The following is a 12,896-nucleotide window of genomic DNA, read 5'->3' on the forward strand; positions in this document are numbered from 1 at the left end:
GATAATCAACCCCGGAATGGAGTGGTGTTGCCACGCCGCAGGCTACTCTTTTGCGGTCGATGAAAGCCGCGCTTGACCTTCCAACGATGAGAAGGCGCATATTACCCTCGAAGCTTTGTTGGCGGATGATCACGGATTGCCTGCTCTTGCCCGTTCCATCGAACGCAAATTCGTAGCGACGACTGATCGGTCGGTAAGACGGCCATCTGGCGAACGGCGGGCGAGGCTTACTAGAATCGAAGACAGGAGAGAATGACCGATGGCCTGGGGTATCGCCGCAGTGATGATCGTGATCGTGTCGTGGATCTTTTACCGGTATTTCGCGCCAACCGGCTGGCGGGAATGGACTGGCGCAGGGCTCGTCCAAGCCTTCATAATCGCTCTTTATGCTGAAATGTTCGGCTTCCCTTTGACCGTATACCTTCTCATACGATCGTTCGGGATTGATCGGGAATATGTCAGCGCCAATCTGTGGTCTACACTCGTGGGTCTGGGCGAAACCGGGATGTTTGTCTCGATGCTGATAGGCTACTCGCTAGCCTTCATCGGCGTGGGAATGTTCATTCACGGATGGCGCGCGGTCTATAGGGCGCGTCACGACGAACGGCTTGTCACCGATGGACTATATCGTTTCGTACGGCACCCGCAGTATACCGGGTTGTTTCTCGCCCTGTTCGGAGAAGGCGTCATTCATTGGCCGACAATCTTTTCGGTCGTTCTCTTCCCGGTCATCGTGCTCGCCTACTATCTTCTCGCGCGCAAGGAAGAACGCGGCATGATCCGTAAATTTGGCGACGAGTATCGCGCTTATATGCGCAAGGTTCCAATGCTGCTGCCACGCCCCCGTCGTTGGAAAGAGCTGGCCAAGAAATCGCAGCAGCCAAGAAGCTAACAGGACCTGGACCGAGCGCCAACTCTGAATACCCATATCAAGAGAAACGGCGCTGGACCCGGCGAACGTTAGGCGTGAAATTTCGGGGTGGAGGATAATTGTCCTGCACCTGCCTGCGCGTCCTTCATACAGAGAAGTTTCGGGGTCTTCCGTGCCTTTAACGGCTGATGTCCAATGGGCCGTCTTGACCTTCCCATGATGGGAAGGACTACATTGTGGGTCGAACCTAAATCTGCCGCTGCGGAGATGCTCTCTATGCAATCAAAAGAATCACGATTGACGCGCCGCGCGGTCCTCGCCGGTTCCGGTGCTCTGGCCGTTGGCGGCGGATTGGCCGCCGTTCTGGGAGCCGGAGGTAGAACGCCGGTGGGTGCCAGCACAACCGCCGGTCGCCGCGTCCTCAAAACCGGAACGACCAGCGCGCCACTTATCGACGAAGCCTCTCAAATACCGGTGTGGGGTTACAATGGCTCGGTACCGGGTCCTGCTCTCAGGCTTGGGCAGGGAGAGGCCTTCGAGGTCCTGCTGGAAAACGCTCTGGAGGAAAAAACAACCATCCATTGGCACGGCGTTCGTGTTCCCAACGCGATGGATGGCGTTCCCCACCTCACCCAGCCCCCCGTGGAGCCCGGCGAAAGGTTCAGATATGCCTTTACGCCGGAGGATGCGGGCACTTTCTGGTACCATCCCCATCAGCGCAGCTTCGAGCAGGTCGGTCGCGGCCTCTACGGACCGCTCATTATTGAAGAGGCAGATCCGCCGCAGGTCGATCGCGACCTCGTCTGGATGCTCGACGACTGGAGGCTCAATGACCAGAGGCAAATAAGTGGAGGGTTCGGCAGGCGGCACGACGCGATGATGGCAGGCCGGATCGGCAACACGATCACTATCAACGGAAAGCCGTCGGCACCACTGATCGCGAGGCCGAATGAGCGGATCAGGCTGCGGCTCGTGAACGCTGCCAATGCCCGCATCTTCGGGCTCGATTTCGGTGAACTCGATCCAATGGTCGTCGCGCTCGACGGCCAGCCCGTCGAGCCTCACCGTCTAAGCGCGCCCCTGCTTCTCGGGCCGGCAATGCGGGCGGATCTGATCGTCGATTTCGATTATCCCGCCGGGACCCGGCATTCACTGCGCGATGTGTTCTATGATGGGCTGGAATACGAACTCACCACATTCGAGTGTCAGGGCAAAGAGGTCAGGGAAAGACGTCTGCCCGACCCCGCGCCGCTGCCGCCCAACCCTCTCGCCGAACCCGAACTGGCAACGGCCGAGCGGCACCGGATCATATTCGGTGGCGGGATGATGGGCATGATGGGGCGAACAGCCAGCGGCTCTGACGCGAGGAACGGGCAACGAACCGGCTCCGGCATGATGATGGGGCGGATGGGAGGTTCGGGAATGATGTCCGGAGGAATGATGGGCTGGACCGTCAACGGTGTTTCAGCGAGCGGCCATGTTCACGATCCGATTATTTCCGCCGCGCGAGGAACCACGCTTCTCCTCGACATGACCAATGAGACTGCGTGGTGGCACCCGATCCATCTGCATGGCCACAGTTTCCGCGTCTTGTCGCGCAATGGACAGCCGACACGATATCAAGAGTGGCAGGACACCGTCCTCATGGCGCCCGAAGAGCGCGTCGAGATCGCATTCGTAGCGGACAACCCGGGCGACTGGATGTTCCATTGCCATATTCTCGAACACCAGGCCGCAGGAATGATGGCCACCATTCGAGTTAACTAAAAGAAAGGAAAAACTGATGCGTTTGTTACCCAAGGTCTTGATGTCGTTTTCGGCCCTCGCGCTGCTGCCCTCGGCCGCGGCGGCACAGGAAGCAAGACCGTTTGCCACGATCTTCAAGAACCCTCAGTGCGGTTGCTGTGAAAGCTACGGCGACTATCTCGAAGCCAGCGGATATGAGGTGAAGATGGTCGCGACCCACGACCTCGCCCTAATCAAGGAACGCCAGGGTGTGCCCGCCGGGCTCGAGGGATGCCATACGATGCTCATCGGCGGCTACTTCGTCGATGGACATGTGCCGGCCGACAGCGTTGACCGCCTGCTGGAGGAACGTCCGCGGATTTCAGGCATCACGCTTCCCGGCATGCCTGCAGGTTCGCCGGGCATGGGCGGTGCCAAGACAGGCACGTGGACGATTACGGGCGTAAGAGCGGATGGTGCCACGAGCGTCTTTGCGCGATACTGAGCACCGTCCGAAGCCTAGCAAACGCGCTCGAAGCCAAACTTGTGACCTACGTCCTTTGGACGAGCCGGATTGGCATCGTCAGCGAGGTCCTTGAGGATGGGACAGTCGGGACGTTCGTCATTCGTACAATTCTCGAAAAGATGTTCGAGCGCGTCTATCATAGAATGGATTTCGGCAGCCTTCGACCGCAGGGCCGAAAGATGGCCATCCGCCACTCGGCGAACGTCCTTGCTCGCTCGGGTGTCGTTTTTCCATAAATCGAGCAGTTCGGAAATATCGTCGACCGAAAAGCCCAGATTGCGAGCGCGCCGCACAAACCGGAGCGTATGGATATCTGCCGGAGTGTAGAGGCGGTACCCGGCATCGGTCCGGTCCGCCGCCTCGATCAAACCGATCTTTTCATAATGTCGGATCATCTTGGCAGAAACCCCGCTCGTTGCAGCCGCCTCGCCAATCGTGTGTGAATGTTTCATGCGGGCGCTTTAACCTTCCAATGATTGGAATGCAAGGTGGCTGGCTGAAAGCCGAGAAAATCCCCACAAAGTGTCTTGACCTTCCAATGATGGGAAGCCCTACTTTATGTGCATTGGTTGATTCGATGAAGGATAAGACATGACTATTCCGTCGTCCCGAGCCTTGGTGCCGGTCACCGCCACTTCCGCGCGCTCCAATACCGATGCGGAAGGCCTCTGTTCTGCCGGTAAAGGCCGACAGCGCAAGTGGATGCTCGCCCTTGGTGTCGTTTTGGCATTGGCCGCGCTGGCGCTTGGCTCGATGTGGTTGGGCTTCGCAGCCATTCTTCCGTTTCTTTATGTACTGCCCTGCCTGGCAATGGTCGCCATGTGCATGCGCAAGAGCGGAACGTCGACCGAAACCTGAAAACCCGTGCCGAATTCGCTCGTGCGCCGAAGCATGAAGGACGGAGCGAAGCCAAAGGCATCAATAATTTGAAAGGAAAGATCATATGAACACTTTTAAGATGACCGCACTCGGCGCGCTCGCGACGGTTGGCCTCGCAACGACGGCCGTCGCGCAGCCCAAGGTCGATCACCGTCCCGACAGAGCCCAAAACACGCAGGAGCAGCAGCGCGCAGAAATGCGGGGCGGAATGCAAGGCGATATGAGCGAGAGGGAGATGTCCGGCATGATGGCCATGATGAACGATCCGGAGATGCGCGCCGAGATGATGGAAATGATGCGTAACTGCAATGAAATGATGAAAAAGAAGCGCGAGCAGATGGCGCAAGGCGAAGCAGGCTGAAGCCTGAGTTCCAATATGTCTGACGCTTCAACCAGTCCCCCACCTGCCCCGCATGAACCTGCGGGGCAGGACCCTTCTGTTATAAGGCCAATGCAAACGCTATGACGATAGTCCGCCAGGATAGAACGATGGGGCGCCGCGCGGTGGCGGCAAACCTGCGCTTGCCGGTGACGGCTCGTTTCCGTATTGTGGGATGATGCGGATGCTGCGCGCTCTCGGCCTTATCTTGGTTGGCGTTGGACTCTTTGTTCAAACGGCAGCTCATGCGTCGGCGCTTCCCCAGGAGCCGAGCATGGTCGAGCGCAATTGCAACGACATGGTCATGGACACCACCGACGACGAGGCTGAAAGATCGCCGTGCGCCGACCTGCGGCTCGATTGCCTGGTTGCCCTTGGCTGCATTCCGCCGCTTGTCATGACTCAAGACCTCGCGGTTGTGAGGGTGCCGCTGGCGGTCGCTAGCCAGTTTACCGATCTCGCTTTCTTCGAGTTGACTGGCACCGGCGCAGGGCCGGAACCGCCCCCTCCGCAAGCCTAGAAACCTGGAATTGATGCAGATATAGCTCTGCAGGCTATGGCTGGACATTTTGCGCGCGCGAAGGATGTGCGCGAACTGTCTCGAACGCGCGCTCGCCGCGCCCTTTAGCGGAATCCTACTGTCATGAAACGAATATGCTGGACCGCGCTTCCGGTCCTGCTGGCTATCGCGCCGGCGAGTCACGCCCAATCGGTGGGCTATGAAGAAACTCTAGAGGCTGCGGTCAGCGGCCAGCCCCAGGTTCGCACCAGCGAACTACGGCTCGACGCCCGGCGAGAGATCGCCGAGGCGGCTGACGAACTGCCCGATCCGCAATTGCGCGGCGGCATTCGTAACCTCCCGGTGACGGGGCCGGACATTCTCGATCCCACGATGATGACCATGGTCGAGATCGGGATCGAGCAGGACTTTCCCAACCTTGCCGAACGGCGTGCCCGTGCGGGCATCGCTTCTGCGGATATCGATTTTGCTTCGGCCCAACTGGCTCATGCGCGGCACATGGCACGACTGGGCGCTGGACGCGCGTGGATCTCGCTTGCCTATGCCCAGCGCGCGGATCTGGTCGTTGGCGAAGCACTAGACGAGATCGAACGCCTCGTACCCCTTGCGCGCAGTTCGGTTGCGGCGGGTACTGCACGGCCTGGCGAAAGTCTGGAGATCCGCCGAGCCGTCCTTGAAGTGGAAGACGCGCGGACGCGGATCGCGGCAGAGCGCGAAGCCGCGCAGGCTCGTCTCGCCCGATTTATTGGCGCCGAGAATGCGGTCGCTTCGGGCGAAATTCCACCGGTTGATATCCAGGCCGAACGGCTGCGGGCTACGCTGGAATACAACCCGGAGATTATTCTGGCGGCAGCTCAAGTCCGTCAGGCTGAAGCGGCAATCGACCTCGCGCGGTCGGACTTGCGCCCGGATTTCAGCGTCGGGGTCAGCTACGGCGTCAGGGAGCGTCAATATGGCGATCTGTTTTCCGTCATGGGGACGGTCACCTTGCCGTTGTTCAGCAAGAAAAGGCAGGAGCCGCGCATTGCTGCGGCGCGGTCGGAAGCAGCTGCGGCACGTGAGGCGCAGCTCGACGAACTCCGCGCACTCGAGGCGCAATTCGAGGCTGATCTGGCCGCCTGGCGCAGCGCCTACCGACAATGGCAGCGCGCGACTGAGGAATTGCTTCCATTGGCCGAAAGCCGAGCTGAACTCGAACGAGCCAGCTTTGCGGCCGGCAGAGCGGAACTGCTCGACGTGATCGAAGCCATCAAGGCGCTGGCTCTGCTTCGCATCGATATCCTCGAACGCGAGGAAGCGACCGTCGAAGCTGCCGCCAACCTACGACTGACATACAGGGAACACCATCTATGAGAGCCGCAATGGGAGCTGCGTGGGACAGATTGTCACCACGCCAGAAGTCTTGGACGATGGCAGCCACGGTTGCCCTCATCAGTGTTACCGCCGGATATGGCCTCTCGCAGCTTGGCCAAGATGGCGCAGGAACGGACGAGAGCAGCGGAACGTCGAGCGCAGAATGCGAGGATGTCCTCTACTGGTACGACCCGATGGTCCCCGGACAGCACTTCGACGAACCGGGCAAATCGCCGTTCATGGACATGGAACTGGTGCCCAAATGTGCAGGCGAGGAGGCGACCGCTGGCGTTCAGATCGACGCGGGCCTGGTCCAGAATTTCGGCATTCGCACCGCCGAAGCAGAGTACGGGCTCCTCGAGCCCGAGATAACCGTCACTGGCGTGCTCGCTTACAATGAACGCGACGTCGCGATCGTCCAGCCCCGCGCCGGGGGCTATGTTCAAAGGACTTACGGTCGTGCGCCGGATGACGTGATTGGACGGGGCGCGCCGCTCGCGGATATCCTGGTTCCCGAATGGGGCGGAGCGCAGCAGGAGTATCTGGCCGTCCTGAACAGCGGTGATGAAGAACTTGCGCAGGCCATGCGCGAACGCATGCGCCTTTTGGGCATGCCTCCAGGCCTGATCTCATCGGTAGGGCGCAATGGACGTCCGCAGTCCACGATCACCGTTACCGCGCCGATTGGAGGTGCCATCACATCGCTCGGCGTGCGTCCGGGGATGACGGTCATGGCCGGACAGACGCTCGCCGAGATAACCGGTTTCTCACCGATCTGGCTCGAAGCCGCGGTGCCTGAAAGGCAGGCGGCGACTGTCCGCGTCGGGCAACCTGTCAGCGCGACGCTGACCGCATTCCCCGAGGAACGCTTCTCCGGGCCCATCATCGCTATCCTGCCGAGCGCGCAGGATGCAAGCCGTACGATCACCGTTCGTGCGCAACTGCCCAATGCATCCGGGCGCCTCAAGCCGGGCATGTTCGCACAGGTCTCGCTGACCCCGGACACACGCCGCGCGCTGCTGGTCCCCTCCGAAGCGGTTATCAGGACCGGACGTCGAACCATCGTGATGGTGAAGCAGGACGAGGGCGGTTTCATGCCCGCCGAGGTCCGGATCGGCCGCGAAGCGGGTGGAAGGAGCGAAGTGCTGGCCGGTCTGTCGGCAGGCGAGCAGGTCGTAACATCGGGTCAGTTCCTGCTCGATTCCGAAGCAAGCCTCACCGGACTGGACGTCCGTCCGGTCGATCAGGCAGATGACGCTTCCACCGGCGGCGAGGACGAACCAGCGACCTTCGGTGCCACCGGCACGATCCAGTCGATCGCCGATGGTTCGGTGACGCTGCGGCATGGTCCTGTGCCCCGGCTCGATTGGCCCGCGATGACCATGACCTTCCGCACGAAGAGCGCGGCGCAAATGCGCGGGCTCGAGACGGGAGACAGGGTGCGCTTCACCTTCACCCAGGAGGATGCCGGCCCCCGGATCGAGTCTATCACGAGGGCCGGACAATGATTGCTCGGATAATCGATGCCTCGATCGCCAACCGCCTGTTTATCGTTCTCGCCGCCGTCGCGGTAACGCTGGCCGGTTTCTGGGCGGTGCGCACGACGCCGGTCGACGCGTTGCCCGATCTGTCCGATGTGCAGGTTGTGGTCCGGTCAAACTATCCGGGTCAGGCCCCCCGGATCGTCGAGGACCAGGTCACCTATCCCCTGGCAACGACCATGCTCTCGGTGCCGGGGGCGAAAACCGTCCGTGGCTATTCGATGTTCGGTGACAGCTATGTCTATATCATCTTCGAGGACGGAACCGACCTCTACTGGGCGCGCTCGCGCGTGCTCGAATATCTCAACCAAGTGCAGAACCGCCTGCCCGATGGCGTCACGAGCACGCTTGGCCCCGATGCAACCGGTGTGGGGTGGATCTACGAATATGCGCTGGTCGATCGCAGCGGCGGGCACGACCTTGCAGGACTGCGCAGCCTGCAGGACTGGTTCCTGCGCTATGAGCTCAAGACGATCCCCGGCATTGCCGAGGTCGCCAGCGTCGGCGGCATGGTCAAGCAATACCAAGTCGTTCTCGAGCCTTACCGGATGGCATCGCTCGGCGTGACTCACGCCGAGATCGTGAGCGCAATCCAGTCCGCCAACCAGGAAGCGGGCGGCTCGATCGTCGAGATGGGCGAAGCCGAATATATGGTCCGCGCTTCTGGCTATCTCGGCGACCTCGATGATTTTCGGCAAATTCCACTACGCACTGCGAGTGGCGGTGTCCCGGTCACGCTGGGCGACGTAGCGACGATCCAGGTCGGACCCGAACTGCGCCGAGGCATCGCCGAGCTCAATGGCGAAGGCGAGGTTGCCGGCGGCATCATCGTTCTACGCCAGGGAGCGGATGCGCGAAGCGCGATCCAGGCCGTGGAGCAAAAACTCGACGACTTGCAGGCAAGCCTTCCCGAAGGCGTCGAGATCGTCACGACCTACGATCGCTCTCAGCTCATTGATGCGTCTATAGAAAACCTCACCACGAAGCTCATCGAAGAGTTTATCGTCGTGGCGCTCGTATGCGCGCTGTTCCTCTGGCACGCGCGTTCGGCACTTGTCGCCATCATCACCCTGCCTTTGGGCGTGCTCGCGGCCTTCATCGTGATGCGCTTTCAGGGCGTCAATGCCAACATCATGTCGCTGGGTGGAATAGCCATTGCGGTCGGTGCGATGGTCGATGCCGCCGTCGTCATGATTGAGAACGCGCACAAGCATCTCGAGCGATGGGAACACGAGAATCCCGATACCGTGCTCGCGGTGAAGGAACGCTGGCGGATCATCGCCGATGCATCGAAGGAAGTGGGACCGGCGCTGTTCTTCAGCCTGCTGATCATTACGCTGTCGTTCCTACCGGTCTTTACCCTGCAGGCGCAGGAAGGGCGGTTATTTGCACCGCTTGCTTTCACCAAGACCTATGCGATGGCTGCCGCGGCCATTCTTTCGGTAACGCTGGTGCCGGTGATGATGGGTTGGCTGATCCGTGGGAAGATCCCTTCGGAAGATTCCAATTTTCTCAACCGCTGGCTGACGAAAATCTATCGTCCGGGGCTCGACTGGGTCATGCGGCGCCCCAAGGCAACGCTGGCGATCGCGGCGCTGATCTTTCTGACCACCGCGATCCCCTTCACCCGGCTTGGCGGCGAGTTCCTCCCGCCGCTCGATGAAGGCGATTTGCTTTATATGCCGAGTGCATTGCCCGGCCTTTCCCCCGGCGAGGCGTCGGCGCTGCTGCAGCGCACCGATCGCCTGATCAAGTCGGTCCCGGAAGTGGAAACGGTGTTCGGTAAAGCGGGGCGCGCCGATACGGCGACGGATCCGGCTCCCCTGACGATGTTCGAAACGACGATCCGCTTCAAGCCCCGCGAAGAATGGCGCGAGGGAATGACGCCCGATCTGCTGGTCGAGGAACTCGACCGGGTCGTCCAGGTGCCGGGCCTCGCCAATGTCTGGGTGCCGCCGATCCGCAACCGGATCGACATGCTCGCGACCGGAATCAAGAGCCCGATCGGGGTCAAGGTGTCAGGCGACGATCTCGATCAACTGGAACGCGTTGCACTCGATGTGGAGCGTATCGCCAAGACCGTGCCTGGCGTGAGTTCCGCGCTGGCCGAGCGGCTGTCGGGCGGTCGCTATGTCGATGTCGATATCGACCGGATGGCGGCCGCGCGATACGGACTCAACATTGCCGACATCCAGCAGATCGTCTCTGGTGCAATAGGCGGCGCCAATGTCGCACGGACCGTCGAGGGGCTGGCGCGCTATCCGATCAATGTGCGCTATCCCCGCGAAATCAGGGACAGCGTCGATGAACTCAGGGCCCTGCCGGTTCTGACGCCGTCCGGCCAACAGATTACGCTCGGCACTGTCGCCCGTATCGCCGTCAGCGACGGTCCGCCGATGCTCAAGAGCGAGCAGGGTCGTCTGACCAGCTACATCTATGTCGATGTCCGTGGCCGCGATCTTACCTCGGTGGTCGCCGATCTGCAGGAGGCCGTCGCCACGGGCGTCGATCTGCCTCCCGGCGTCAGCCTGTCCTATGCGGGCCAGTTCGAATATCTGACGCGCGCCTATGAGCGACTGAAGATCGTGGTTCCCGCGACGCTCGCGATCATCTTCCTGCTGCTCTATCTCATTTTCCGGCGCTGGGACGAAGCCTTGCTGATCATGGGCACGCTGCCCTTCGCGCTGACGGGCGGATACTGGTTGCTCTATCTGATGGGCTACAACCAGTCGGTGGCGACTGCGGTCGGCTTCATCGCGCTTGCCGGTGTCTCCGCCGAATTCGGCGTGGTGATGCTGATTTACCTGAAAGCCGCACTGGAGCGACGGCAAGCTGACCTGGGCGCCGAAGAAGTGGACGAGGCCATCCGGGAAGGCGCGCTCCTGCGCGTGCGGCCCAAGGCGATGACCGTCGCAGTCATCCTTGCGGGTCTCTTTCCGATCCTGATCGGCACCGGCGCGGGCTCGGAAGTCATGAGCCGCATCGCCGCGCCGATGGTCGGCGGCATGATCACCGCCCCGCTCCTGTCCATGTTCCTGCTTCCCGCCGCTTATCTGTTGTTGCGGCGTCCCCGTCCGGAAAAACCGGCGAACCCTCAAGGAGAAGAAGAATGCGTACCCCAACCTACATGATCCTGCTCGCGGCACCGCTGGCGCTTGCAGCTTGCGACGCTGCAGACGACAGCACCGGGACCATGATGTCAGACGACATGGCGAACTCGGACAGCATGCCCATGTCAGGCGAAATGCCGATGGCGGAGGAGACCGGCGGCGAGCAGAGCGCCAGCGCGGAGGGAACGGTTACAGCCATCGATTCCGAGGCGGGCACGGTGACCATCGAGCATGGTCCGGTCGAAAGTATCGGATGGCCCGCGATGACCATGACCTTCGAAGCCGACGCGCAAATCCTCGAACAGGTCAGTGTCGGTGAGGGAATAGCCTTTGAATTTCGTACTGGAACCGAAGGCAGCGTCGTTACCTCGGTAACGCCGCGATAGGACGGTGGGTGGGAGGCGCTCGGTTGCGCCGGTGCCTCCCACGCAAAAACAGGTGAATATGCCAGGTATCGACAGGCCCGACTTTAAGGATCGCCGCGACTTCATCAAGAGCGCCGGCCTCGCGGCGACGGGTTTCGCCGCGCTGCCGCTGCTGGGTTGCGGTACGCAAAGCAGGATGTCGCTCGATCAGGGAGGCGAAAGCAATCCTCTTGCCATACCTCGGCTACAGGCAGGAACGATCGAACGGGGCGAGCGTGTCTTTGGCCTGTCCCTGACACCGGGCGAGAAAGAATTCGTGCCCGGCACGGCGTCACCGACGATCGGTATCGACGCATCCTATCTCGGCCCGACCCTCGAAATGCGCCGCGGCGAACAGGTTCGCTTTCACATCGACAACAAGCTTGCCGAAGATGCGACCGTCCACTGGCATGGTTTCGAACTTCCCGCCACAGCGGATGGCGGGCCGCACCAGCTCATACGGCCCGGTGAGCGCTGGAGCCCGTCCTTCGAAATACGCCAGCGCGCTTCGCTATACTGGTATCATTCTCATACGCATCGCCGGGCCGGACCACAGGTCTATGCCGGACTTGCTGCCCCGATCTACGTGCGCGACGAGGAAGAGGATCGCCTCGATCTGCCGAGCCGGTACGGTGTAGATGATATCCCGCTCGTCGTGCAGGATCGCGTGATCGACAGCTCAGGCCGCCTCGTTTACCCGCTCAACATGCACTCGCGGATGATGGGGGTGATAGGTGAGCGCATCTATGTGAACGGAACGGCCAATGCCGTTTTCGACGCCGCCGCCGGTCCGCTGCGCCTGCGGCTTCTCAATGGATCGAATGCGCGGTTCTACACCTTCTCGCTCGAAGGTGATCGTCCGATGCAACTCATCGCAAGCGATGGCGGCCTGCTTGCCGCACCCCGCGAGATTCGCAGTCTTACCCTTGCCCCAGGCGAACGCGCACAAGTGATCGTCGACCTTTCCGAAGGGCGCCCGCTGCGCCTGAATGCCAGCAGTCCTGATAACGCCATGGGCATGATGGCCGGAGAAGGCGGGGGTATGATGGACGGCGGAATGATGGGAAACCGGACCGGTCGCGAGAGGCAGGGCCGCACCTTTTCGATCCTCGATATGCGTCCCTCCGGATCATCGACTCCAGTGATGCTCCCGCCCACCCTGGCCGCGCTAGCCGCGCCAGACCCCTCGCTCGCCGTTCGCAGCCGCCGTTTCGTACTCGATATGGGCATGATGGGTCGGGGCATGGCGATCAACGGCGAGACCATGGACATGGATGTCATCAATCAGCGCGTACCGGTGGGTCAGTGGGAAATATGGGAAATCGCCAACGCATCGATGATGGCCCATCCCTTTCATATTCATAATGTGCAGTTCCGCTTGCTCGACCGGGACGGTCGGCCTCCGCAGGCGGAAGAGGCGGGCTTCAAGGACACCGTTATCGTCAAGCCACGTGAACAGGTCAGGCTGCTGTTGCGGTTCGAAGAGAATACCGATCCCGACAATCCCTACATGTATCACTGTCATATCCTCGAGCACGAGGACGCAGGCATGATGGGGCAATTCGTGGTCACGGCCAATTAGGGGAGA

Annotated in this window: 12 protein-coding genes; 11 read left to right on the forward strand and 1 reads right to left on the reverse strand. The window is 61.1% G+C overall.

What is annotated here, in order from left to right:
* The first annotated feature begins 259 nt into the window (after positions 1–259).
* The 3 genes from ACGHJ7_RS13720 to ACGHJ7_RS13730 all read left to right on the forward strand — a co-directional run bounded on the left by ACGHJ7_RS13720 (position 260) and on the right by ACGHJ7_RS13730 (position 3,101).
* Positions 260–892 (forward strand): isoprenylcysteine carboxylmethyltransferase family protein, encoded by a 633-nt coding sequence (locus tag ACGHJ7_RS13720; RefSeq protein WP_160733277.1) that lies wholly within the window; start codon positions 260–262, stop codon positions 890–892.
* A gap of 195 nt (positions 893–1,087) precedes the next feature.
* Entirely contained in the window at positions 1,088–2,638 is a 1,551-nt protein-coding gene (locus ACGHJ7_RS13725; protein WP_390478802.1) for a multicopper oxidase family protein, read from the forward strand.
* A gap of 16 nt (positions 2,639–2,654) precedes the next feature.
* Positions 2,655–3,101, forward strand: coding sequence for a DUF411 domain-containing protein (locus ACGHJ7_RS13730; RefSeq protein WP_390478805.1), 447 nt, complete (start codon positions 2,655–2,657; stop codon positions 3,099–3,101).
* A 14-nt stretch (positions 3,102–3,115) separates the two neighbouring features.
* Here ACGHJ7_RS13730 and ACGHJ7_RS13735 read toward each other — a convergent pair whose 3' ends face one another.
* A complete protein-coding gene (locus ACGHJ7_RS13735; RefSeq protein ID WP_054527532.1) occupies positions 3,116–3,574 on the reverse strand; it encodes a Cu(I)-responsive transcriptional regulator in 459 nt (152 codons plus the stop codon).
* Positions 3,575–3,713: 139 nt separating this feature from the next.
* On the opposite strand from ACGHJ7_RS13735, the gene ACGHJ7_RS13740 reads away from it, so the two are divergent.
* From ACGHJ7_RS13740 to ACGHJ7_RS13775, 8 genes are all read left to right on the forward strand, one after another.
* Positions 3,714–3,980 carry a hypothetical protein gene (locus ACGHJ7_RS13740; protein WP_390478808.1) on the forward strand — a complete coding sequence of 89 codons (267 nt, stop codon included), beginning with the start codon at positions 3,714–3,716 and terminating at the stop codon, positions 3,978–3,980.
* Positions 3,981–4,080: 100 nt separating this feature from the next.
* The gene (locus ACGHJ7_RS13745; protein ID WP_390478811.1) at positions 4,081–4,362 is read left to right on the forward strand and encodes a hypothetical protein; all 282 of its coding nucleotides are present in this window, start codon (positions 4,081–4,083) and stop codon (positions 4,360–4,362) included.
* A 292-nt stretch (positions 4,363–4,654) separates the two neighbouring features.
* Positions 4,655–4,900, forward strand: a complete 246-nt coding sequence (locus tag ACGHJ7_RS13750; RefSeq protein ID WP_179407719.1) for a hypothetical protein — start codon at positions 4,655–4,657, stop codon at positions 4,898–4,900.
* Between the two features lie 192 nt (positions 4,901–5,092).
* Complete coding sequence (locus ACGHJ7_RS13755; protein ID WP_390478814.1) at positions 5,093–6,253, forward strand: TolC family protein; 1,161 nt, start codon at positions 5,093–5,095, stop codon at positions 6,251–6,253.
* Positions 6,254–6,261: 8 nt separating this feature from the next.
* Positions 6,262–7,761, forward strand: coding sequence for an efflux RND transporter periplasmic adaptor subunit (locus tag ACGHJ7_RS13760; RefSeq protein ID WP_390478853.1), 1,500 nt, complete (start codon positions 6,262–6,264; stop codon positions 7,759–7,761).
* Positions 7,758–10,925, forward strand: a complete 3,168-nt coding sequence (locus tag ACGHJ7_RS13765) for an efflux RND transporter permease subunit (RefSeq protein ID WP_160673276.1) — start codon at positions 7,758–7,760, stop codon at positions 10,923–10,925. The genes ACGHJ7_RS13760 and ACGHJ7_RS13765 overlap by 4 nt, the downstream gene beginning before the upstream one ends.
* Positions 10,904–11,290 (forward strand): copper-binding protein, encoded by a 387-nt coding sequence (locus ACGHJ7_RS13770; protein WP_390478817.1) that lies wholly within the window; start codon positions 10,904–10,906, stop codon positions 11,288–11,290. Before ACGHJ7_RS13765 ends, ACGHJ7_RS13770 begins: the two co-directional genes overlap by 22 nt.
* Positions 11,291–11,348: 58 nt before the next feature.
* A complete protein-coding gene (locus ACGHJ7_RS13775) occupies positions 11,349–12,890 on the forward strand; it encodes a multicopper oxidase family protein (protein ID WP_390478820.1) in 1,542 nt (513 codons plus the stop codon).
* The last annotated feature ends 6 nt before the right edge of the window (positions 12,891–12,896 follow it).

The organism is Altererythrobacter sp. MTPC7 (assembly GCF_042851395.1).
Lineage (GTDB): Bacteria > Pseudomonadota > Alphaproteobacteria > Sphingomonadales > Sphingomonadaceae > CAJXSN01.

What these genes read in the sequence shown, in the direction of transcription:
- ACGHJ7_RS13775 (WP_390478820.1), top strand. Translation starts at nt 11,349, where the DNA reads ATGCCAGGTATCGACAGGCCCGACTTTAAGGATCGCCGCGACTTCATC.
- ACGHJ7_RS13730 (WP_390478805.1), top strand. Translation starts at nt 2,655, where the DNA reads ATGCGTTTGTTACCCAAGGTCTTGATGTCGTTTTCGGCCCTCGCGCTG.
- ACGHJ7_RS13725 (WP_390478802.1), top strand. Translation starts at nt 1,088, where the DNA reads ATGATGGGAAGGACTACATTGTGGGTCGAACCTAAATCTGCCGCTGCG.
- ACGHJ7_RS13760 (WP_390478853.1), top strand. Translation starts at nt 6,262, where the DNA reads ATGGGAGCTGCGTGGGACAGATTGTCACCACGCCAGAAGTCTTGGACG.
- ACGHJ7_RS13745 (WP_390478811.1), top strand. Translation starts at nt 4,081, where the DNA reads ATGACCGCACTCGGCGCGCTCGCGACGGTTGGCCTCGCAACGACGGCC.
- ACGHJ7_RS13765 (WP_160673276.1), top strand. Translation starts at nt 7,758, where the DNA reads ATGATTGCTCGGATAATCGATGCCTCGATCGCCAACCGCCTGTTTATC.
- ACGHJ7_RS13735 (WP_054527532.1), bottom strand. Translation starts at nt 3,574, where the DNA reads ATGAAACATTCACACACGATTGGCGAGGCGGCTGCAACGAGCGGGGTT.
- ACGHJ7_RS13720 (WP_160733277.1), top strand. Translation starts at nt 260, where the DNA reads ATGGCCTGGGGTATCGCCGCAGTGATGATCGTGATCGTGTCGTGGATC.
- ACGHJ7_RS13750 (WP_179407719.1), top strand. Translation starts at nt 4,655, where the DNA reads ATGGTCGAGCGCAATTGCAACGACATGGTCATGGACACCACCGACGAC.
- ACGHJ7_RS13740 (WP_390478808.1), top strand. Translation starts at nt 3,714, where the DNA reads ATGACTATTCCGTCGTCCCGAGCCTTGGTGCCGGTCACCGCCACTTCC.
- ACGHJ7_RS13770 (WP_390478817.1), top strand. Translation starts at nt 10,904, where the DNA reads ATGCGTACCCCAACCTACATGATCCTGCTCGCGGCACCGCTGGCGCTT.